At 63.4% G+C, this 21,071-nt stretch carries 17 protein-coding genes, 2 tRNA genes and 1 pseudogene; 8 read left to right on the top strand and 12 right to left on the bottom strand.

Going from position 1 to position 21,071, the window contains the following annotated elements:
• Positions 1–10 precede the first annotated feature (10 nt).
• The gene (trxA, locus tag DKB74_RS05385) at positions 11–331 is read left to right on the top strand and encodes a thioredoxin TrxA (protein ID WP_109807001.1); all 321 of its coding nucleotides are present in this window, start codon (positions 11–13) and stop codon (positions 329–331) included.
• 102 nt (positions 332–433) lie between these two features.
• On the opposite strand, the pseudogene DKB74_RS19125 reads toward trxA, so the two are convergent.
• From DKB74_RS19125 to argJ, 3 genes and pseudogenes are all read right to left on the bottom strand, one after another.
• Positions 434–499 (bottom strand): annotated as a pseudogene (locus tag DKB74_RS19125) (SEC-C metal-binding domain-containing protein); the annotation flags it as partial.
• Positions 500–691: 192 nt separating this feature from the next.
• On the bottom strand, positions 692–1,306 hold the full coding sequence (locus DKB74_RS05375; protein ID WP_109807000.1) for a glutathione S-transferase family protein: 615 nt from the start codon (positions 1,304–1,306) through the stop codon (positions 692–694).
• Between the two features lie 7 nt (positions 1,307–1,313).
• Positions 1,314–2,540, bottom strand: coding sequence for a bifunctional glutamate N-acetyltransferase/amino-acid acetyltransferase ArgJ (argJ, locus tag DKB74_RS05370; protein WP_109806999.1), 1,227 nt, complete (start codon positions 2,538–2,540; stop codon positions 1,314–1,316).
• A gap of 492 nt (positions 2,541–3,032) precedes the next feature.
• Between argJ and DKB74_RS05365 the strand changes: the two genes are divergently transcribed.
• From DKB74_RS05365 to secA, 4 genes are all read left to right on the top strand, one after another.
• Positions 3,033–3,668, top strand: coding sequence for a hypothetical protein (locus tag DKB74_RS05365; protein ID WP_145960906.1), 636 nt, complete (start codon positions 3,033–3,035; stop codon positions 3,666–3,668).
• Positions 3,665–4,636 (top strand): energy transducer TonB, encoded by a 972-nt coding sequence (locus DKB74_RS05360; protein WP_109806997.1) that lies wholly within the window; start codon positions 3,665–3,667, stop codon positions 4,634–4,636. The genes DKB74_RS05365 and DKB74_RS05360 overlap by 4 nt, the downstream gene beginning before the upstream one ends.
• A 120-nt stretch (positions 4,637–4,756) precedes the next feature.
• Positions 4,757–5,026 (top strand): hypothetical protein, encoded by a 270-nt coding sequence (locus tag DKB74_RS05355; protein ID WP_145960905.1) that lies wholly within the window; start codon positions 4,757–4,759, stop codon positions 5,024–5,026.
• A 128-nt stretch (positions 5,027–5,154) separates the two neighbouring features.
• Positions 5,155–7,905, top strand: a complete 2,751-nt coding sequence (gene secA / locus DKB74_RS05350; RefSeq protein ID WP_109806995.1) for a preprotein translocase subunit SecA — start codon at positions 5,155–5,157, stop codon at positions 7,903–7,905.
• A gap of 93 nt (positions 7,906–7,998) precedes the next feature.
• Here secA and DKB74_RS05345 read toward each other — a convergent pair whose 3' ends face one another.
• The 5 genes from DKB74_RS05345 to moaA all read right to left on the bottom strand — a co-directional run bounded on the left by DKB74_RS05345 (position 7,999) and on the right by moaA (position 10,677).
• Positions 7,999–8,562 (bottom strand): CC0125/CC1285 family lipoprotein, encoded by a 564-nt coding sequence (locus tag DKB74_RS05345; protein WP_109807146.1) that lies wholly within the window; start codon positions 8,560–8,562, stop codon positions 7,999–8,001.
• Between the two features lie 110 nt (positions 8,563–8,672).
• Positions 8,673–8,747, bottom strand: a tRNA-Asn gene (locus DKB74_RS05340).
• A 21-nt stretch (positions 8,748–8,768) separates the two neighbouring features.
• Positions 8,769–8,843, bottom strand: a tRNA-Asn gene (locus DKB74_RS05335).
• Between the two features lie 68 nt (positions 8,844–8,911).
• Positions 8,912–9,682, bottom strand: coding sequence for an NAD kinase (locus DKB74_RS05330; RefSeq protein WP_109806994.1), 771 nt, complete (start codon positions 9,680–9,682; stop codon positions 8,912–8,914).
• Entirely contained in the window at positions 9,679–10,677 is a 999-nt protein-coding gene (gene moaA / locus DKB74_RS05325; protein WP_109806993.1) for a GTP 3',8-cyclase MoaA, read from the bottom strand. Before moaA ends, DKB74_RS05330 begins: the two co-directional genes overlap by 4 nt.
• A gap of 104 nt (positions 10,678–10,781) precedes the next feature.
• Between moaA and DKB74_RS05320 the strand changes: the two genes are divergently transcribed.
• The gene (locus DKB74_RS05320) at positions 10,782–12,743 is read left to right on the top strand and encodes a putative bifunctional diguanylate cyclase/phosphodiesterase (RefSeq protein WP_109806992.1); all 1,962 of its coding nucleotides are present in this window, start codon (positions 10,782–10,784) and stop codon (positions 12,741–12,743) included.
• Positions 12,744–12,773: 30 nt separating this feature from the next.
• Here DKB74_RS05320 and DKB74_RS05315 read toward each other — a convergent pair whose 3' ends face one another.
• The 3 genes from DKB74_RS05315 to DKB74_RS05305 form a co-directional block, all read right to left on the bottom strand.
• Positions 12,774–14,237, bottom strand: a complete 1,464-nt coding sequence (locus DKB74_RS05315) for a protoglobin domain-containing protein (RefSeq protein ID WP_420822394.1) — start codon at positions 14,235–14,237, stop codon at positions 12,774–12,776.
• Between the two features lie 130 nt (positions 14,238–14,367).
• Positions 14,368–17,823, bottom strand: coding sequence for a transcription-repair coupling factor (mfd, locus tag DKB74_RS05310; protein ID WP_109806990.1), 3,456 nt, complete (start codon positions 17,821–17,823; stop codon positions 14,368–14,370).
• A 71-nt stretch (positions 17,824–17,894) separates the two neighbouring features.
• Positions 17,895–18,161 carry an FAD assembly factor SdhE gene (locus tag DKB74_RS05305; protein WP_109806989.1) on the bottom strand — a complete coding sequence of 89 codons (267 nt, stop codon included), beginning with the start codon at positions 18,159–18,161 and terminating at the stop codon, positions 17,895–17,897.
• Between the two features lie 214 nt (positions 18,162–18,375).
• Between DKB74_RS05305 and DKB74_RS05300 the strand changes: the two genes are divergently transcribed.
• Together DKB74_RS05300 and recG are read left to right on the top strand one after the other, a co-directional pair.
• Positions 18,376–18,582 carry a hypothetical protein gene (locus DKB74_RS05300; RefSeq protein ID WP_239987379.1) on the top strand — a complete coding sequence of 69 codons (207 nt, stop codon included), beginning with the start codon at positions 18,376–18,378 and terminating at the stop codon, positions 18,580–18,582.
• A 60-nt stretch (positions 18,583–18,642) separates the two neighbouring features.
• On the top strand, positions 18,643–20,706 hold the full coding sequence (gene recG / locus DKB74_RS05295; RefSeq protein WP_109806987.1) for an ATP-dependent DNA helicase RecG: 2,064 nt from the start codon (positions 18,643–18,645) through the stop codon (positions 20,704–20,706).
• 7 nt (positions 20,707–20,713) lie between these two features.
• On the opposite strand, the gene DKB74_RS05290 is transcribed toward recG, so the two are convergent.
• Positions 20,714–21,028: a PilZ domain-containing protein gene (locus DKB74_RS05290; protein ID WP_109807145.1), complete on the bottom strand. Its 315-nt coding sequence runs from the start codon at positions 21,026–21,028 to the stop codon at positions 20,714–20,716.
• Positions 21,029–21,071 lie beyond the last annotated feature (43 nt).

The raw sequence follows: 21,071 nt of genomic DNA, 5'->3' as shown, positions 1-21,071 counted from the left end.
AGATTTGATTATGGCCACCAAGGCAATCACCGATACCAGCTTCGATTCCGACGTGCTCAAGGCCGACAAGCCCGTACTCGTCGATTTCTGGGCGGAATGGTGCGGCCCGTGCAAGATGATCGCGCCTGCGCTTGAGGAAATTGCCGAGGAACTCGGCGAGCAGGTGACGGTCGCCAAGCTCGACATCGACGCCAATCCCGATGCGCCGACGCAATATGGCGTGCGCGGCATCCCGACGATGATCCTGTTCAAGAACGGCCAGCCCGCCGCGACCAAGGTCGGCGCGATGCCCAAAAGCGCGATCAAGCAGTGGATCGAAAGCGAGCTGTAAGCGATCTGGCCGCCCCGAATTCCGGGGCGGCCCTTTCCTATTCGCGCCAATAATCATGGCGCTCCGCGCCATCGAAAGCGGCCGGATGCGATGCAGCAGCGTTTGAAATCTCTTCCCCGAACCACAGGGACAGGGATCGTTGCGACCGAGTTTTTCGACCAGCTCCACATCGCCATGCACGAAACGCAGCCCGCGTTTTACGTGCGTTTCGGACGGGTAGCCTTTGCGGCGTTTACTGGTGACCTCGAAAGCAGGGGAGGTCGTCGGTGATGGGATGGCGTGCCATAGCTTCCTCCTGTTTTGCTGAATGCCGGAAGCGGCAGCCGGTCGATAGCGGGTCGCGCTTCGCAGCGAAAGATGTCAGCTCAGCGCTATCATCACATGTCGGGCATAGGCCGGGCGCGCCTTAAGTCGATCATACCATGCCGCCAGCGCCGGCAGGTCCGGGCGATCGATATCGAGCTGAAACCAGCTGTTGACGTAACAACCCATCGGAATGTCGCCGAGGCCGAAAGCAGCCCCCGAAAGCCAGGGTGTCGTCGCCAGCACATCGTTGAGGATGCGCATCATCGCCGTCGCGGCTTTGAGGGACGCTGCAATCGCTTCGGCGTCGCGGTCCTGCGGGGCGACGCGAACCATCTGCATGAACATCGGCCGCTGTGCATCGGCATAGCCGATCTGCCAGTCCATCCATTTGTCGCCGACTGCGCGCGCGGCCGGATCCTGGGGCCAGAACGCCGTGCCGGTGGCATATTTGGCGGCAAGATAGCGAAGGATCGCGTTCGATTCCCACAGCACCAGCCCATCATCCTCGATTGTCGGGACCAGCGCATTGGGGTTCATCGCGCGATAGGCGTCGGGGAAGCCGAACTGGCCCCCGGCATCGCGGCGATCATAGTTGAGGCCGAGTTCGTCGGCGAGCCACAGCAGCTTCTTCACATTATGCGAATTGATCCGGCCCCAGATGGTCAGCATGGCGGGTTCAGCTCCGGTAATCGGCGTTGATCGAGATATAGCCGTGCGTCAGGTCGCAGGTCCAAACCGTCGCGCGTCCATCGCCAAGGCCCAGATCGACTCCGATCTCGACGTCCTGCCCCTTGAGATGCGCGGCGACCGGCGCCTCGTCATAGCCTTCGACGGCAAGCCCGTCCTTGGCCACTTGCGTTGCACCGAAACGGATCGAGAGCCTGTCGCGCTCGGCGGGTTCGCCCGCTTTGCCCACTGCCATGACGACGCGACCCCAATTGGCGTCTTCGCCGGCGATCGCGGTTTTGACGAGCGGCGAATTGGCAATGCTCATCGCCACGCGATGCGCGCTGCGGTCGCTTTCGGCGCCTTCGACGGTGATAGCGATGAATTTGGATGCGCCTTCGCCGTCGCGCACCACCAGATGCGCGAGTTGCTGGCACAGATCGCCCAGCGCAGCGGCAAATGCGTCGGCGCCGTCATCATCGGCGTCGCCGAGCGGCGGATTGCCCGCCGCGCCGGTGGCAAAGGCAAGCACGGTGTCGCTGGTCGAAGTATCGCCATCGACGGTAATGCACGAGAAACTATGGGCATTGGCCGCGTTCATTGCCGCCTGCAGGAATTCGGGCGCCACCGCCGCGTCGGTGAAGATATAGCCGAGCATCGTCGCCATATCGGGCGCGATCATCCCTGATCCCTTGATGATGCCGACCAGATTGACGGTCTTCCCGCCGACCACTGCCTGCGTCACTGCCGCCTTGGCGAAGGTGTCGGTCGTCATGATCGTCGCCGCGGCGTCTTCCCAGCTGCACGGTTCGGCAGTGAACGCCGCGTCGAGCCCGGCCTCGGCCTTGTCGATGGGCAGCGGCACGCCGATCACGCCGGTCGAGGAAATGAAGACGTCCGACGGCTCGCATCCGATATGCGCGGCGGTGCGCGCGGCAATCGCTTCGACCGCGGCGCGTCCGCGATTGCCGGTAAAGGCGTTGCTGTTCCCCGCATTCACGACCAGCGCGCGCGCCTGACCCAGCACCAGCGCCTTGCGGCACCATTCGACTTCGGGTGAGGGGCATTTGCTGGTGGTCAGCACGCCCGCCACGCTCGTTCCCGGCACCAGCTCGACATAGGTCAGGTCGCAGCGGTCCCAATTCTTGTACCGCGCACGCGCGACGCGCGCCGTCACACCGGCGATGGCGGGAAGATCGGGGAAGCCCGCAGGGGCGAGGGGAGAGCGTTCGGTCATGCGCCCCCTAATAGTCTTCGCTCGGCGGCGTACAATATTCGATACGGCGCCGACTTCGCTTTTGCGCCGGCCCCATCGGAACGCCGGGATTGTAATGGGCGCCTGGCTGTATCAGGCTCTCCTTGGGGAAATTGGGGGGAATCGTCGATGCTGTTCGGTCGCACGCTATTGGCGCCGCTTGCCTTGTTCGCCTGTTCGGTGCCGCACGTATTTGCCCAGAATGCGGGAACAGGATCGTCGCCGGAAAATCGTTCGGATGGAGCCCGTGCGACGAAATCAGGGCCGAATATCCCGGGCTGGAAGAGCCCATGCATGTAACGATAATTGTCGAGGATTATGCCTTTCCCGGGCCAGTGACGGGAATGCCGAAGCTGACCCCATAACGAAAAAATCCCTCTCGGCTGATGACATCTTGCGCTGTTGTTTCCGGGGCGGCAGACATTGGCGATTGCGGGGGAGTAATCAAACATGCGCAGGACAATATTATTGGGAATGGCCGCAGCCACAGCGGTAGCCATCGCACCGGCTGCGCTTGCGCAGAACGTAATATCCGTGCCGCCGCCAGCGCGGCCTTCCGTTGCTTTACCGAATGCGGTTCCACCTGCCGAACCGGAGGCCGTGCCGCTTTATGCGGGATCGGTGAGCGCGATCATCAACATCGATGCCGATGGTAAGGTGGCGGGCTGCTCCGTCACCGGCGAGGGCGGGCTGATGGAGACCGTCAAGGACAGGTGCGGCATGGCAATGCTGCCCGGCGGCCTGGACGACTTGCCGGATATGCCGGGACCCATGGATATGCAGGTATCGCTGGCGCAGGCATTCGATGCCGAAACGCCACAATTGATGCCGATCGAACCTGGCTTCAGCGTGTTCATGACGATGTCCACGAACGCCGCGCTCGATCCCGATGGCGCCATAACTGCCTGCACGATGCAGATGAGCATGCCGATCATCCCGGGGATGACGGACATGGATGTCCCGTGCGATCCTGCGCAGCTGAACGGCAAAATGCGGTTCGAACTGGCCGAGGGACAGGCTGAATATCCCGGCGTGGTTCATATGGAAATCCGCATGGCGACAAACCCGTCGTTCGAGCAGATGATGGAGCAAGGAAAAATCCCGAAATGAGCGCTCGGATCGCCTATGTCGCCGCAGCGGCGATTTCGGCGGCCCTATGTGTGATTGCTGCGCCTGGCGCGCTGGCTCAGGATCGTCGCGCGGACGACGAGCCAGCCGTGGTCACGGTGCCGCCGGTCCGTCGCACGGATATATCCTCCCTGCCGCCGGCTCCGCCGCCGCCGCCGCCGCCCGGCGAACAGCCGGCCACTCGGGCGACGCTGATTTCCGGCGCGATCAGCAACGAGGACTATCCTCCTGAAGCGCGAGACGCGCGCGAACAAGGCGTGGTGGTAGTTCAGTACCGGATTGAGACGGACGGGCTGGTGAGCGATTGTGAGGTCGTTCGCAGTTCGGGGTCCCCTTCTCTCGATACCAAAAGCTGCGCGCTGATTGTCGAGCGGTTCCGGTACAGCCCCGCGCGCGATGCGAACGGTCAGGCGGTTGCGCAAAGGCAGACGCAGTCGATTCGGTGGGCCAATTCTCCGATGATCAATTCTCCGGCGGCCAGCGGTCGGCCGGCTGATGGCACTTCGTTCTCGCCGCTAATTGCGTGGCGCCTGACCGTTCGAATTTCGATCGCAGACGACGGCACCATCACAACGTGCGAACCGATGATGAAATCGCTTGGGAGGGACATACCGCCGTCTCCCCAGGTCTGCGAAATGCTTGATCGGCGTGTAATTTCCCACCTTGCAGCCAATAAGGGTGCGACGCTCCTCTACGTCGAAGAGCAGCGCGTTGTCGGCAGCGAAGAAATGGCAGCCGCTGATTATCCCGAATTCCGGATCGCCATGTGGCGGGTAGAGACGACGGTGGTCGATGCAGAGGGGCGGGAAACGGATTGCAGAATCGAAATGTCAGGATCAACGCGCACTTTTCCCTGCCGGGGAATACAATGGGAATATCCCGCTAACCCACCGCAGAAAATAACGCATTCAGAACTCTGGTTTGTCGGTGCAGATCAGATTTCGCAATGACCGCTGACATGTCGCGTCATTTGTTTCTGAGCGATCAAACCATAGACGAACCGCCCCGCAATCCCTATGTCGGCGTACGAACGCCCGCTTTGCCGGGCTGATCAGCGTGCGGAATTGCTTTTGAAGCTGTTGTTCATCCTCTCTGCGCTTTTGAGCGGGCTTACCGGCGTGATGTCGGGCGAGCGCGGTGTCGAGCGCAGTCAGATCGAGCAGGCGGCGGCGGTTTCGGCTCTGATCGAACATGCCGGCGAAGTTGCCGGTGCTGCCGAACATGCGAGCCGCACGGCGCTGCCGCGCCTCGTCGAATCGATCACGCCCACGCTGATCCTGGCCGAGCGCTTCGCGCCGGCACGCGCAGTGCTGTCGATCACGGGCAGCCGGCGCGAATAAAGCGCCGCGCGGCCGGGCATTGCGCCGGGCCCGATTTTCTTTCGCCCGCCGGCCATGGCGGTGTCTTTCGTGCAGGAGCGGCTTTCACCGGCTCCGCGCGCCAAATTTCAGAATAGTCAGGAATCATCATGCTCGGCGGTTTTGCCAAGACTCTCTTCGGTTCATCGAACGATCGCTATGTCAAAAGCCTCGGCAGCATCGTTGCCAGGATCAACGGCTTCGAGCCGACCATTTCCGCCATGTCGGACGAGGAACTCGCGCAGCAGACGGTGAAGTTCCGCGAGCGGCTCGCCAATGACGAAAAGCTCGATGCGATCCTGCCCGAAGCCTTTGCCACGGTTCGCGAATCAGCCAAGCGCGTGCTGGGTCAGCGCCATTATGACGTGCAGATGGTGGGCGGTATCGTGCTCCATCGCGGTGAGATCGCCGAAATGCGCACGGGTGAGGGCAAGACGCTGGTGGCGACGCTCGCCACCTATCTCAACGCGCTGCCGGGCAAGGGCGTCCATGTCATCACGGTGAACGATTATCTCGCCCGCCGCGACGCCGAATGGATGGGCCAGGTCTATCGTTTCCTGGGACTCAGCGTCGGCGTGATCGTGCCCAATCTGTCCGACCATGAGCGGCGCGAGGCCTATGCCTCGGACATCACCTACGGGACGAACAACGAATTCGGTTTCGACTATCTGCGCGACAACATGAAATATGATCGCCAGTCGATGGTGCAGCGGCCCTTCAACATGGCGATCGTCGACGAAGTCGATTCGGTGCTGATCGACGAGGCGCGGACGCCGCTGATCATCTCCGGTCCGACCGACGACCGTTCGGAGCTGTATATCGGCGTCGATGCGGTGGTGAAGCAGCTCGTCCCCGATGATTACGACATGGACGAAAAGATGCGCACCATCGTCCTGACCGAGGACGGTACTGAAAAGGTTGAGCGCATGCTCGAGGATGCGGGCCTGCTTCAGGGCGCGAACCTCTACGACTTCGAAAACACCCAGGTCGTGCACCACCTCAATCAGGCGCTGCGCGCGAATGTGATGTTCAAGCGCGACACCGATTATATCGTGAAGGACGAGAAGGTCGTCATCATCGACGAATTCACCGGCCGCATGATGGACGGGCGCCGCTGGTCGGAAGGGCTGCATCAGGCCGTCGAAGCCAAGGAAGGCGTCAAGATCGAGCCGGAGAACCAGACGCTCGCTTCGATCACCTTCCAGAATTATTTCCGCATGTATCCCAAGCTTTCGGGCATGACCGGCACGGCTGCGACCGAAGCTGCGGAATTCTTCGACATCTACAAGATGAATGTCGTCACGATCCCGACCAACCTGCCGATCCAGCGGATCGACCATGACGACGAGTTCTACAAGGACACCAAGGACAAGTTCGCCGCGATCGCCAAGACGATCAAGGAACATGCCGAAAAGGGGCAGCCGGTCCTGGTCGGCACTGTGTCGATCGAGAAGTCGGAGCTGCTGTCCGAGTTCCTGAAGAAGGAAAAGGTGCCGCATTCGGTGCTCAATGCGCGCCAGCATGAAAATGAAGCGCATATCGTGGCGCAGGCGGGCCGCAAGGGCGCAGTGACCATCGCCACCAACATGGCCGGCCGCGGCACCGATATTCAGCTGGGCGGCAACCTGGAAATGCGGGTGCATGACGAACTCGCCGATATGCCCGAAGGGCCGGAGCGTGACGCCGCTATCGCCAAGATCAAGACAGAGATCGAAGCCGAGAAGGAAGAAGTGAAGGCCGCTGGCGGCCTGTTCGTGCTCGGCACCGAACGGCATGAAAGCCGCCGTATCGACAATCAGCTGCGCGGCCGTTCGGGGCGTCAGGGCGATCCGGGCATGAGCCGTTTCTACCTCTGCCTCGAAGACGATCTGCTCCGCATCTTCGGTTCGAACACCATGTTCGCGCGGATGATGCGGTCGAACATCGGCGATGGCGAGGCGATCGGTTCGAAATGGCTGAACAAGGCGATCGAAACCGCGCAGAAGAAAGTCGAGGCGCGCAACTACGACATCCGCAAACAGGTCGTCGAATATGACGACGTCATGAACGACCAGCGCAAGGTGATTTACGAGCAGCGTTCGGACATCATGGATGCCGAAGCCGTCGGCGATGTCGTCGAGGATATGCGTCTTGAGACCGTCAACGGCATTGTCGGCGCCGCGTGCCCGCCGGGCAGCTATCCCGAGCAATGGGATATCGAAGGCCTTAATGCGCGGATCGTAGAGATCCTGAACATCGAGGTGCCGGTCGCCGATTGGATCGAACAGGAAGACGGGATCGATCCCGAAACGCTGGAAGAGCGTATCCGCGAACGCGCCGACGCGCTGATCGCGGACAAGATCAAGGAGGTCGACCCGCAGACCTGGACCCAGATCGAAAAGTCGATCCTGCTCCAGAATCTGGATCATCACTGGAAAGAGCATCTGGCGATGCTCGATGCGCTGCGTCAGGTGGTTCATCTGCGCGCCTATGCGCAGAAGACGCCGATCAACGAATATAAGCAGGAAGCGTTCGCGATGTTCGAACGCATGCTCGAAAATATCCGCGAGGATGTGACGCGCACGCTGGCCCATGCCCAGTTCCGCATGGCCGAACCGCCGCCCTTGCCCGATCTGCCGGACTTCCTGACGACGCATATCGATCCGCTGACCGGCGAGGACGATACCAATGATATCGACGGTGGTACCCGCGGGCTCGTCACCACGCGGCTGCCTCCGTTCCAGATGGCGCGGCCCGAACCGGTTGCCGGAGACGGCGATCCTTCCGAATGGGAGGGTAAGGTGAGCCGCAATGCGCCATGCCCCTGTGGATCGGGGCGCAAGTACAAACATTGCCACGGCGCGCTTACCGCCGGCGCCTGATTTCGGGGTGTCCCGAAACGGAAAAGGCCCCCGGAGCGATCCGGGGGCCTTTCTTTTTAGGCGCTCCTGGCACATGGCCCGGGCACCCGGGCATTACCGCGCTCGGGGCATTTCCACCTGCGGGCCGAGATTCTGGATCACGGCACGCGCGTCGAATGCATGAACGTCGTTGGGCTTGGGTCCGCGGCCGATCATGATCTCCGCCACCGCTTCATAACGATCGACCGTCCGCACATCGAAATTGCGGCCGAACGGATCGTCATAGAAGGGGTCCCAATAGCGCCAGCCATAGCGCGGCCGGTAATAGCTCCAATAGGGGCTCCAATAGCCATAGGGGCCCGCTCCGAAGGGCTGGCTGTTATAGGTCCGCTGCTGATGGTCGGTATCGCGGTTCACCATCACGAAGAAGTCGCCGCCCTGTTCGAGCGTCAGCTGCGCCGAACGATAGAGCAGATAGCGCTCGACCGTTTCGCGCGACGTCAGCGTGTTGCCGGCGAACGAAACGCGGAACCGGTTGGGTTCGATCATCTCGTCGGAATAGCCGGCGCGCGAAAATCCGGTGCCCGTCGCGGGTTGATAAGGCGTCGGATAGGCGCAGGATGCGACCGCAAGGCCGCCCGCCAGGGCGAGGGCCAGCGATTTTGCTGAGAGTTTCATGGTTCCTCCGGGCACGTAGTGCGACTCGGCCAGTCGTGCCGATCTGGCATTTCAACGCACGGAATATGCCGAAGTCTCCCTGTCGGGACAATGAACGGGAGATGTATCACTGGCTCCCCGGGCCTGATTCGAACAGGCGACCGATCGATTAACAGTCGATTGCTCTACCGCTGAGCTACCGGGGAATGCCGTGAAGGCCACGGCGCTGGCTCCCTGAGTTGGATTCGAACCAACGGCCGCTCGATTAACAGTCGAGAGCTCTACCGCTGAGCTATCAGGGAACAGCGCCGTAGGCGGGGTCCAATAAGAGCGGTTGCCATGCGATGCAAGCCCCCGTGCAGACGCGGGCTCAGGAAATAAACTGTTCCATGGTGATGCGATCGTCGAGCGCGTGCTCGGGATCGAACAACAGCGTCAGGTCGCGCATCTGATCCACCGCGACATCGACGCGCGCGACATCGCGGATTTCGCGCTGGTCGGCCACCGCGCTTACCGGACGCTTGGCCGGTTCCAGCACGCGCATGCCGATCCGGGTCCGTTCGGGCAGCAGCGCGCCGCGCCACCGCCGCGGACGAAAGGGGCTGATCGGCGTCAGCGCCAGCAGTCCGGATCCTAGCGGCAGGATCGGGCCGTGTGCCGACAGATTATAGGCCGTCGATCCCGCAGGCGTGGCGACGAGCAGGCCGTCGCACACCAGTTCGGGCAGGACGATACGGTCGTTCACGGTGACTTCGATCTTGGCGGTCTGGCGTGTTTCGCGGAGCAGCGACACTTCGTTGATCGCCGGCAGGACGAATTGTTCATTGTCGATCGTCACGGCCGTCATGGTCAGCGGCGATACGCGGAACGGGCGCGCCCGCTGCAGCCGATCGACCAGACCGTCGAACCGCCATTCGTTCATCAGAAAACCGACCGTGCCCAGATTCATGCCGAACACCGGCACGATCCGCCGCCGTTCGAGCATTGCGTGCAAGGTCTGCAACATGAACCCGTCGCCGCCCAGCGCGACGATCATCTCGGCTTCCTCGAGCGGGACCCAATCGAGCGACTCATGCAGCTCGGTCGCGGCCAATTGCGCCGATTTGACCGGCGAAGCCACCAGTGCGCAGGCCTTGTTCATCCGCCGGTGACGCTCATATGCCGGGTAACCGCCGGGGCGCTGCCGCGTTCGACGCTGAAATCGTGCCGACGCGGTTTGATGTTCAGTGCGGCGTCGAGCGCCTCGTCGACGGCCGCAAGACCGCCTTCGCGGATCGCCTGTTTCAGATCGACATGCGCTTCATGGCCGAGGCATAGATAGAGCTTGCCCTCGGTCGTCAGCCGCACGCGATTGCATCCGTCGCAGAAATTGGCGGTGAGCGGCGAAATCAGCCCCAGCCGCGTGCCGCTGCCCTTTACGCGCCAATAGCGCGCCGGGCCGCCGCTGCGATGATCGTCGCGTTCCAGGTCGAACTGCTCGCGCAAGTCCGCGAGCACGTCCGTCAGCGGCAGGAAATGATCGGCGCGGTCGGCCTCGACCGCGCCCAGCGGCATTGTTTCGATCAGCGTGAGGTCGAGATCCTGGTCGACGCACCAGCGCAGCATCGGCGCGATTTCCCGGTCGTTCAGACCGCGAAGCGCGACCATGTTGATCTTGACGCGCAGTCCGGCGGCCTGTGCCGCGGCGACACCCTCCAGCACGCGTGCGATATCGCCGTGCCGGGTAATGTGCCGGAATGTTTCCGGATCGCGACTGTCGAGGCTGATATTGATGCGCCGCATCCCCGCATCGGCCAGCGCAACCGCATGATGCGCCAGCCGGGTGCCGTTCGACGTCATCGTCAGCTCGTCGAGGCCATTGCCGATGCTGTCGCCCAGCCGCCGGACCAGATCGATCATGTCGCGCCGCACCAGCGGTTCCCCGCCGGTCAGACGGATCTTGGTCGTTCCGCGCGCAATGAACCGCTCGGCGATCAGCGCCATTTCCTCGAGGCTTAGAATCTCGCTGCGCGGCAGGAAGGTCATTTCCTCCGCCATGCAATAGCGGCAGCGCAAATCGCACCGATCGGTCACCGAGATGCGCAGATAGCTGATCCGGCGACCATGGACATCGATCAGGGTTGGGGCGCATGCCATCGCCAAGGAGCTAGGGGTTCGCGACCTTTGCGGCAAGTCCGGCGTTGCGGAGCAATGTCATACGGAGGGAGACAGCGGCGTCGCGACGCGCAATAAGAGGGACGATGAACGACCGCGATCCTGCGGCGCCGGTGGGGGCGCCCCTGTTCCTGCTTTCCTTTCGCCAGCGTGACGAACTGGCGGCGATCACCGCGAACGCCGGATGGCGCGTGGTCGGTGCGCGGCGCGCCGATGGCGTGGCGCGCCGTTTCCTGGCGAGCGGCGCGGCAATCGCGCTGGTCGATGCGCGGGGCGCATTGGATGAGGGGCTGGCCGCGACGCGCGAACTGGGCGCCGTCACTTCCGCCAATGGCGCGGCGTTGCTGGTGCTGGTGTCGCGCGGCGATATCGGCCGGCTCGGCGATTTCCTGTCCGCCGGCGCAAGCCATTTCCTGACCAGCCCGATGCGTGAGACCGAACTGGCGCATGCGTTGCGCTTTGCCGAACGCCATGTCGCGCGCGTCGGTGGCTGGGAACGGCGGGAAACGCGCGCTGCCGAGCCGCTGGGCTGGCGCTGGGATCCCGCGCTGCGCTCGCTTCAGCTGACGCCTGCACTGGCCAATCTGCTCAACCTTCCGGTCACGACGAACCCGCGCGCCTGTCTGCGTCAGCTCGATGGCGACGATGTCGCGCTTGCGCGGGCGGCGTTTCGCCGTTTGACCGATTCGGCGCCCTCCACGGCCTTTGCGCATGAGCTGAAGGGCGTGGGGCGCGTTGTCGAGCATCTGCAATATGATTCGCGTACGCGCCGGTTGCATGCGCTGGTCGAACCGCTCGGCCTGACGCCCGATGCCGGTGCCGCGGTGCGCGAGGCATTGCTTGATGCGCGCGATGCCGCAGGTGCCGGGCGCTGGATCGCGCGGCGGCTCAATGAAGGCAAACGCGTCAGCCTGTTGCTGATCGCGCTCGATCGCTTTGAAACGGTCAACGATGCCCATGGTCGTTCGACGGGAGACAGCCTGTTGAACGCGGTCGGACGGCGCGTCGACGAAGCCGCGCGTGCGCAGTTGGGCAAGGCCGCGATCGTCGCGAGGATGGGCGGCCCGGAATTTCTGATCGCGGCTACCGATACGGGTCCGGCTGCGCTCGAATCGGCGCGGGCGGCGCTGGTCGATATGTTGTCCCGGCCGTTCCTGACCGGCAATGGCGTGATTTCGCTGTCGGCGCGGATCGTCCAGGCGGACAGTGCGGCGGGCGAGGGGGCTTCGGAACTGCTGCGCCGCATCAGCGAGAAGCTGGTCGACGGAGGCGAACAGGATGTGCAGCCGCTCGACCAGCTGGCGGCGGATATTCGCGGCGCGATCGACCGCGACGAGATCGCGATCCTGTTTCAGCCACAGGTTGCGGTGTCGACAGGGCGGATCGCGGGTGCGGAGGCGCTGGCGCGCTGGAACCATCCGCAACGCGGCGAAGTGGGCGCCGAAACGCTGTTCGCGGCGGCGGCGCGCGCGGATATGGGCGCGGCACTGTCCGAACATGTCCAGGCGCGCGCGCTTGCCATCGCCGCAGCCTGGCCGACCGCGCTCAAGGAGCTGCGGCTTTCGATCAACGTCACGGCGGAGGATGTCGGGCGCCCCGGCTTTGCCGACCGGTTGCTGGGACGGATCGACGCAAGCGGATTTCCGCGCAGCCGCCTGACGATCGAAATCACCGAAGGCAGCATCATGGAAGAGCTTGGCGAAGCGGCGCGGCTGCTTGCCGAGCTGCGCACCGCCGGCTGCCGCGTCGCGATCGACGATTTCGGAACCGGCTATTCCAGTCTCGCCTATCTCAAGGCGCTGCCGCTCGATTATCTGAAGATCGACAAGAAGCTGTCGCAGGACATTGCCGGCAGCGCGCGTGACCGGGTGGTGGTGCGCGGCGTGATCGATATGGCGCGCTCGCTGGGCCTGACCGTGATTGCGGAAGGCGTGGAGACCGAGGAACAGCTCGAGCTGCTTGCAAAGGAAGGCTGCCAATATGTGCAGGGATTCCTGTTTGCCGAGCCGCTCGACGTCGCGGCGCTGCTACGCCGCGTCGAAGGATGATCCTGCGCGCGGCGTAGCGTTGCGATGTTGCTAGTGGAGCATCCGTTTTTCCTGCACCGGCGCTTTCCTCATAGCGGGGCGGACCCCACCGGATTCGAGCGTGAAGGCCGAAGCATATTGGTTGAGCGTGTGTACTTCGCCTTCGAGCGAACGCGCCGCGGCTGAGGTTTCCTCGACCATCGCTGCGTTTTGCTGGGTCGATTGATCCATCGTGCCGATCGCAGCGGAGATTTCGGTGATCGCCGACGCCTGAGCGCCATTGTCGGTGGCCATGCTGCCCAACAGCTCATGCACTTCGCGGACATCGTTCGAGATGTCGGAAAGCGCGCCGTCGACTTTCTGCACCATGTCCACTGCCGAGACGATGTCGGTCTGGGTGGCGGTCAGCTGATCGCGGGCACGACCGGCTTCCTCCTCGGCGCGCATCGCCAGCGCGGAGACCAGGTCGGCGACGACGGCGAAACCACGGCCCGCTTCGCCGGCGCGCCCGGCCTCGACCGCCGCGTTCATCGCCAGCACGCGGGTTTGGAACGCGATCTTGTCGAGTCCTTCGATCACGCTGTCGATGCCTTCGGCGCTTTCGGATACGCGGCCCATCGCCTGCACCGCCTGATCGGCGATTTCACGACCGCTGCCGACGGTATTGATCGCCTTGTCGGCACGGCTGACAGTGGCGTTCGCGGCTTCGGCAGTCGCCTTCAGGCGCGTATCCATCTGGGTGATGGCGGCGCTGGTTTCTTCCAGATTGGCCGCATTGCTTTCGGTGCGGCGGGCAAGATCGGCCGATGCCGTGCTGATTTCCCGAATACCCGAATCGATCCGTCGCGCGCCGTCGCTCACCGCGCCGATCATCGTGCGCATCTTGGCGAGCGTATCGTTGAAGGCACGTTCGAGAAGCGCAAAGCTGGCCGGAAGGCCGTTAAGATCGTTGCTGAGGTCGCCTTCCGCCAATGCCGACAGCCCTTCGGCCAGCTTGGCCACTGCGGCCTCCCGCTCGGTCTGGGCTTCCTCGAAATAGATCGACAGCGAAAGCTCCATGTCGAGCAGCGCGGCCTTGGCCAGCGCGGCGGCGGCGTCGGAGGGCGACTGGCCGCGGAACAGCGAGAGCGCGCGGCGCCACCAGGGCAGCGCGCGGATCGTGCCACGGATCAGTCCTTCCAGAAGCAACGCATAGCTGCCGACATACCAGCGCGGTTCCAGCCCGATCCGGGCATGAGTCGAACCGATGCGGCGCACGCTTTCCAGATAGGACTGATCGAACTTCGCTTCGGACAGGCGGACCCAGTGATGTTCCTGCGCGCGGCGCGCGTGCGCGATATGCGCCTTGTCCCGAAAGAAGCGTGCCGTTTCGGGAGTGGCGGCTGCGCGTGCATAAAATCGGTCCAGTGCGGGACCGAGCGACTTTTCGACGATGGTACGTGCTGCGCGGAGGTCTTCGCGTTGTTTTTCATCCATTTCGATGAATGCGAGGCGCGATTCCAAGTTTTCGGTCACTGGATGGTCCAATCCACTAATTGCCCTGTTCAATATTGGACATTTTAGAGGATCGGATGGAACTTGGTGTTCGATGTAATCGCTATTTTTCGGTGCGGCGTTAGTTTCTTGATTCTGAGAAGAAGTTCCCTCAGCCCGCCGCCTTTGCCAGTCCTCGCGACAGCTGTACCGCGCCATTCAGGCGTGCCTTCGACGTCGCCCAGCCACGGCTGATCGCCAGCTTCATATCGGGACGCAGCTTGGCCGTTCCCTCCAGCCGCGCGACATAGGCGAGCAGGCCGTCGACATTGGGGAACCGGTCGTTGTGGAAGCTGACCAGAGCGCCCTTCGGCCCGACATCGATCTTGGCGATGCACGCCTTTTTGGCGTTGAGCTTGGCCTCGATCAGTTGGAGCAGATTCTCGGTCGGTTCGGGCAATTTGCCGAACCGGTCGATCATCTCGGCGGCGAACGCCTCGATCCCCGCCTTGTCGTCGACTTCGTTGAGGCGGCGATACAGCCCCATGCGCAGGTCGAGGTCGGGGACATATTCCTCGGGGATGAGGATCGGTGCATCGACCGTGATCTGCGGCGAGAAATCCCTTGGCCGATCGCTTGCGATACCGCCCGCCTTGGCGTCGAGGATCGCCTCTTCGAGCATCGACTGATAGAGTTCGTAGCCGACTTCCTTGATATGCCCCGATTGTTCGTCGCCGAGCAGATTGCCCGCGCCACGTATATCCAGATCGTGGCTGGCGAGCTGAAACCCCGCGCCCAGACTGTCTAGGTCGGACAGCACCTTGAGCCGCTTTTCCGCCGCTTCGGTCATCATCCGTTCCGGCGCGGTCGTGAAATAGGCATAGGCGCGCGTTTTCGCCCGACCCACCCGTCCGCGTAGCTGGTATAGTTGGGCGAGGCCAAAGCGATCGGCGCGGTTGATGATCATCGTATTGGCCGAGGGAATGTCGAGCCCGCTTTCGACGATCGTCGTCGAAACCAGCACGTCATAGCGCTTGTCGTAAAAGGCCGACATCCGCTCTTCGACTTCGCTGGGCGACATCTGGCCATGCGCGACGACATATTTGATTTCGGGCACTTCCTCGCGAAGGAAGGTTTCGATGTCGGGCAGGTCGGCAATACGCGGCGTGACGAAATAGGCCTGACCGCCGCGATAATGTTCGCGCAGCAGCGCCTCGCGCAGCACTACCGGATCCCACGGCATGACATAGGTGCGTACCGCCAGGCGGTCGACCGGTGGCGTCTGGATCACCGAAAGCTCGCGGATGCCGCTCATCGCCATTTGCAGCGTGCGCGGGATCGGCGTGGCGGTGAGGGTGAGGACATGGACATCGGCCTTCATGCCCTTCAGCCGTTCCTTGTGGGTGACGCCGAACCGTTGCTCCTCGTCGACGATGACCAGCCCCAGCCGTTTGAAATCGATCCCCTTGGCCAGGATCGCATGCGTACCGATGACGATGTCGACTGTCCCGTCGGCAAGCCCGTCCTTGGTCGCCTTGGCCTCGGCAGCCGGGACGAGGCGCGACAGCCGCCCGACCTGGATCGGGAACCCTTCGAATCGCTGCGTGAAGTTCATATGGTGCTGGCGCGCGAGCAATGTGGTCGGACAGACGACCGCCACCTGCATCCCCGCCATCGCCGCGACGAACGCGGCGCGCAGCGCCACTTCGGTCTTGCCGAAACCGACATCGCCGACGATCAGCCGGTCCATCGGCTTGCCTTCGCCCAGATCCTTGAGGACATCTTCGATCGCGCGGTCCTGATCGTCGGTTTCCTCATAGGGAAAACGGTCGACAAAGGCGGGATAGCCCGAATGGTCGGGTTCGGCGATGTCGGCCTGGCGCAGCGCGCGCTGCGCCGCGGTGGCGATCAGCTCACCCGCGATTTCGCGGATGCGCTCCTTCATCCGGCTCTTGCGGCGCTGCCATGCTTCGCCGCCCAGCTTGTCGAGCGGCGTATTCTCCTCGGACGCGCCATAGCGCGAAAGCACTTCGAGATTTTCGACCGGGACGTAGAGCTTGTCGCCGCCGGCATAGCTCAGCGCGACGCAGTCATGCGGGCTCTGGCCGACGGGAATCGAAGTCAGCCCCTCATAACGGCCGATGCCGTGATCGGCATGGACCACCAGATCGCCGGGAGACAGCGTCGCCAGTTCGCTCAGGAACGCATCGGTCGATTTGCGCCGCTTGCGTCGGCGGATGAGCCGGTCGCCGAGCATGTCCTGTTCGGTCAGCACCGCGATATCGGCGCTGGTAAAGCCATGGTCGAGCGGCAGCACGGTCAGCGCCACACCCCTGGCGGCGGCGCCGAGCGCTTCCTGCCAGCCATCGGCCGGGATCGCACCGGTCAGGCCGTGATCCGCGAGCAGTCCGGCCAGTCGTTCGCGTGCGCCCGCCGAATAGCTGGCCAGCACCGGCTTGCGCCCCTGTTTGCGCAGCGCGGCCAGATGCGTGACTACCGCTTCATAGACATTGGCACCCGATCCGCGCTCGGGCGCGAAATCGCGCGGGCCGTCGACGCCGAAATCGAGCACGGTGTCGCTTTCGGGTTCGTGGAAGGGGCTGATCAGATGCGCAGCCGATTCCTCCAGCGCCGCCGCCCATTGATCGGGCAGCATGTAGAGCGCTTCCTGTTTGAGCGGGCGATAGCTGCCGGGATCGTTCGATTGCGCGCGCAGGCGATTGGCGTGGTAATCGGCGACTGCCTCGAACCGCGCTTCGGCCGCGCCGGCGGCGTTGGCATCGCGGACGATGGTCGCATTGTCGGGCAGATGGTCGAACAGCGTCTCCAGCCGTTCCTCGAACAGCGGCAGCCAATGTTCCATCCCGGCCAGACGACGCCCTTCGGATACCGCCTGATAGACGGGGTCGCCGGTCGCGGTTGCGCCGAACAATTCGCGATAGCGGCTGCGGAACCGCTTGATGCTCTCTTCGTCGAGCAGCGCTTCGGAGGCCGGGAGCAGAGTGAAGCCGTCGATCCGGCCGGTGGTACGCTGATCCGCCGGGTCGAAGGTACGGACGCTTTCGATCTCGTCGCCGAAGAAATCGAGCCGCAGCGCCTGTTCCGATCCGCTGGGGAACAGATCGACCAGGCCGCCGCGCACGGCAAATTCGCCCGCGTCGTTGACGGTATCGACGCGGACATAGCCATTGGCCTGCAGCAGCGACGAAAGCCGATCGAGCGAGATGCGTTCATCGGGCGCCAGCTTCGCCACCAATTGGCGCACGCGAAACCGGGTCAGCGTCCGCTGGCTGGCGGCATTGACCGTCGTGACGATCAGCCGCGGCTTGCTGCCCGGCTGTTGCAAAGCATGGAGCGCCGCCAGGCGTTCGGACATGACCCGCAATGTGGGCGAGGCCCGGTCATAGGGAAGACAGTCCCAGGCGGGATAGCCGATGATCTCCAGATCGGGCGCGAAATAGGGGGCGGTGCCCGCAACCGCCCGCATTGCCGCCTCGTCGGGGGCGACATAAACGGCGGTCTGCCCGGCGCGCGCCAGATCGGCGAGCAGCCAGGGAAGAAAGCCGGTCGGCACGCCGCTGAGCGTCAGCGGCCTGGTCGCGGAAAGGATCTTCTGAAGGTCGGGCATCGTGGCTCCGCTTCGTCAGCCTTTGATGCCGAGGCCGGCGAAGCAATGTCGTTTCATACGGGGCGAAAGGGCTATTCCGCGATCGGGACGTAGTTGACGTTTTTCAGGCTCGCCATCATCGGTCCGGCATAGCGGATCGGCACCGGCTGTACGCCCAGCGCCCATGCCATGATGTCGACATCCTGTTCCTCAAGGAAGGTTTCGAACCAGGCGATGTCTTCATCGTTCCATTCGGCATGGCGCCGGTCGAAAAAGCCGCCGATCATCAGGTCGGCTTCCTTGGTTCCGCGATGCCAGGCGCGAAAGCGCAGGCGCTTCAGGCGGGTTTCGCGGTCCATAAGCCTCCAATAGCGATATGCCCGAACGCGCTGTCGCGGCCGGGTGAAAAAGCGGTTGTGGGGCTAGATAGGCCGCGATGCCGCACTGCGCTAGCCCCCTGCGGACCAGGGGGCGGGCGCAGGAAAATGACGCCGTTTCGGTCGCTTCGGGAAAAATGCGCCTATGAAGAGGGGAGGCAAAAGCCGATCGCTGCAACCATTGGGTAGCCAGGGAATGACCAACACGCCGACCTTCGTGATGCTGAAATCGATCAACGGAGAGCCGTTGCTCGTCAACATCTCTGCAGTGCGCGCCGTTTCCACCATTGCGATGGCGGAAGACGAAGTGAGCGTCATTTCCTTTACCGAAACCCACGAAATCGTTCTGGGATCGAAAGTGCCCGAGGTTCTGGAAGCGATCGAGGCGCAGACGCGGCGCTGATCCTTCGCGCGATGCGTCTGCGCGATTGGCGGACGCGCATCGAGTGTCTAATCCGGGGGCATGCGTCCCGAACGTCTCAATCCGTTATTTGCCGAAATCACCGTCCTGAAGGGCGTGGGGAACCAGCTTGCCAAGCCGCTCGAACGGCTTGGGCTTTCGCGCGTCGTCGATATTCTGTTCCACCTTCCCACCGGCTGGATCGACCGAATCCCGCGCGAGGAGCTCGATATTGCCGATGCCGGTCGCGTAGTCGCGATCACGCTGACGCCGGTCAGTTATCGCATCGGTACGAGTGCACGCGCGCCGGCACGGGTGCAGGCAGTGGACGGCGCGGGAAATCATGTCAGCCTCGTCTATTTTCGCGCCAATTCCGGATGGGTGAAGAAGCTCTTTCCCCTGAACGAACCCCGGTTCGTGTCGGGCAAGCTCGAAACCTATGGCCAGGAACTTCAGATCATTCATCCCGACATCGTCTGCCCGCCTCAGGAAGCCGGGGAATTGCCGGGGCGCGAGGCGATCTATCCGCTTACCGAGGGAATGACGTCCAAGCGGATTGCGGGGCTGGTCGAACAGGCGCTGGAACGCGCGCCGGAGCTTCCCGAATGGATCGAGCCGGGGTTGCTCGCCAAACAGCAATGGCCGCGCTGGCACGAGGCGCTCGCGCGCATCCATGCCGATCCCGCCGATGAAAAGGCGCGCGGGCGGCTCGCCTATGACGAGATTTTCGCGACCCAGCTCGCATTGTTGCTGGTGCGCGGCGAAGCGCGGTCGAAGCGGGGGAGGGCGCTGAAAGGCGACGGGAGGCTGCGCGACGCGCTGAAGCTGCCCTATGCCCCCACCGGCGCACAGGCGCGCAGCATCGCCGAAATCGAAGGCGATATGCAGCAGGCGCGGCCGATGCTGCGCCTGCTGCAGGGCGATGTCGGATCGGGCAAGACTCTGGTTGCCGCGATGGCGCTGCTGATCGCGGCGGAAGCGGGGACGCAGGGGGCGTTTCTGGCACCCACCGAAATCCTCGCACGCCAGCATTATGAGACGCTGAGCCGCATGCTCGCGGGGCTCGACATCCGGATCGCGATCCTGACCGGGCGCGACAAGGGCAAGGCGCGCGAAGCGACGTTGATGGGGCTGGCGTCGGGCGAGATCGACCTGTTGATCGGCACGCACGCGATTTTTCAGGACGGCGTCACCTATCGCGACCTCGGGCTGGTCGTCGTCGACGAACAGCATCGGTTCGGCGTCGCGCAGCGGATGCTGCTTCAGGCCAAGGCCGAGCGGCCGCCGCATCTTCTGGTGATGACCGCCACGCCGATCCCACGCACGCTGACGCTTGCACAATATGGCGAAATGGACGTCAGCCGCCTCGACGAAATGCCGCCGGGACGCGAACCGATCGAAACCCGCGTGGTGTCGGAGGACCGGCTGGTTGAAGTGGTCGACGCGCTGGGGCGGCATCTCGATGGCGGAGGTCAGGCCTATTGGGTGTGCCCGCTGGTGGAGGAAAGCGAGAAAAGCGACATGGCCGCCGCCGAAGCCCGCGCAGAGGCTTTGCGCAGCCGCTTCGGCGATCGCGTCGGGCTGGTCCATGGCCGGATGAAGGGACCCGAAAAGGACGCAGTGATGGCGCGCTTTTCCAGCGGCGAGCTGGGCGTACTGGTGGCGACCACGGTGATCGAAGTTGGTGTGGACGTCCCAAATGCCCGGCTGATCGTGATCGAACATGCCGATCGCTTCGGCCTGGCCCAGCTACACCAGCTGCGCGGACGCGTGGGGCGGGGCGGGGGGCAGTCGATCTGCCTGTTGCTGCGCGGTGGTCAGCTCAGCGAAACATCGCGCGCGCGGCTGGCGCTGATGCGCGAGACCAATGACGGGTTCCGGATCGCCGAAGAGGATCTGCGGCTGCGCGGCGCGGGCGAATTGCTGGGCACGCGGCAATCGGGGGAGATGCAGTTCCGGCTGGCGACGCCCGAAGCGCTTACCGAACTGCTTCCCGCCGCGAATGGCGATGCGCGGTTATTGGTCGATCGCGATGGCGGGTTGCAGGGCGAACGCGGCGCGGCTGCTCGGCTGGCGCTCTATCTTTTCGAACGCGAATCGGCGGTCAGCCTGTTGCGTTCGGGATGACGCGGGGTCAGCGGCGGACCATCATCGCCAGCAATTCATAATAGCTTGCCAGATCGATCGCCGAATCGAACTGGCAGCCGATGCGTCCGCCAAGCGACCAGCGTACTTCGCTGACGACGACGCCGACGATCGGAAAAGTCACCCGGATCCGCGCGCCTGTTTCGAACACCTCGTCGCAACGCGCCATCATGCCGTGCGGCGAAAGGTTGACGATGAGCAACGGCAGTTCCCGGGCATCCGGGCCATAGCCCTTCACGCGAAAATGAACCTCGTCCCGATCTTCTTTTCTGACGTCGGAAAACGCCAGGTTCCGTTTCGCCATCGGCATACTACGCCAAACTCACCTGTGACATCTGCTCGATTAG

Source organism: Stakelama portus, assembly GCF_003171655.1.
Taxonomy (GTDB): domain Bacteria; phylum Pseudomonadota; class Alphaproteobacteria; order Sphingomonadales; family Sphingomonadaceae; genus Sphingomonas; species Sphingomonas portus.
Note: the sequence above shows the minus strand (reverse complement) of the source record. Positions and strands in the feature narration are given on the sequence as shown.

Coding starts and splice junctions, on each gene's coding strand:
- trxA (WP_109807001.1), top strand. CDS start 11: ATGGCCACCAAGGCAATCACCGATACCAGCTTCGATTCCGACGTGCTC.
- DKB74_RS05375 (WP_109807000.1), bottom strand. CDS start 1,306: ATGCTGACCATCTGGGGCCGGATCAATTCGCATAATGTGAAGAAGCTG.
- argJ (WP_109806999.1), bottom strand. CDS start 2,540: ATGACCGAACGCTCTCCCCTCGCCCCTGCGGGCTTCCCCGATCTTCCC.
- DKB74_RS05365 (WP_145960906.1), top strand. CDS start 3,033: ATGGCCGCAGCCACAGCGGTAGCCATCGCACCGGCTGCGCTTGCGCAG.
- DKB74_RS05360 (WP_109806997.1), top strand. CDS start 3,665: ATGAGCGCTCGGATCGCCTATGTCGCCGCAGCGGCGATTTCGGCGGCC.
- secA (WP_109806995.1), top strand. CDS start 5,155: ATGCTCGGCGGTTTTGCCAAGACTCTCTTCGGTTCATCGAACGATCGC.
- DKB74_RS05345 (WP_109807146.1), bottom strand. CDS start 8,562: ATGAAACTCTCAGCAAAATCGCTGGCCCTCGCCCTGGCGGGCGGCCTT.
- DKB74_RS05330 (WP_109806994.1), bottom strand. CDS start 9,682: ATGAACAAGGCCTGCGCACTGGTGGCTTCGCCGGTCAAATCGGCGCAA.
- moaA (WP_109806993.1), bottom strand. CDS start 10,677: ATGGCATGCGCCCCAACCCTGATCGATGTCCATGGTCGCCGGATCAGC.
- DKB74_RS05320 (WP_109806992.1), top strand. CDS start 10,782: ATGAACGACCGCGATCCTGCGGCGCCGGTGGGGGCGCCCCTGTTCCTG.
- mfd (WP_109806990.1), bottom strand. CDS start 17,823: ATGCCCGACCTTCAGAAGATCCTTTCCGCGACCAGGCCGCTGACGCTC.
- DKB74_RS05305 (WP_109806989.1), bottom strand. CDS start 18,161: ATGGACCGCGAAACCCGCCTGAAGCGCCTGCGCTTTCGCGCCTGGCAT.
- DKB74_RS05300 (WP_239987379.1), top strand. CDS start 18,376: ATGACCAACACGCCGACCTTCGTGATGCTGAAATCGATCAACGGAGAG.
- recG (WP_109806987.1), top strand. CDS start 18,643: ATGCGTCCCGAACGTCTCAATCCGTTATTTGCCGAAATCACCGTCCTG.
- DKB74_RS05290 (WP_109807145.1), bottom strand. CDS start 21,028: ATGGCGAAACGGAACCTGGCGTTTTCCGACGTCAGAAAAGAAGATCGG.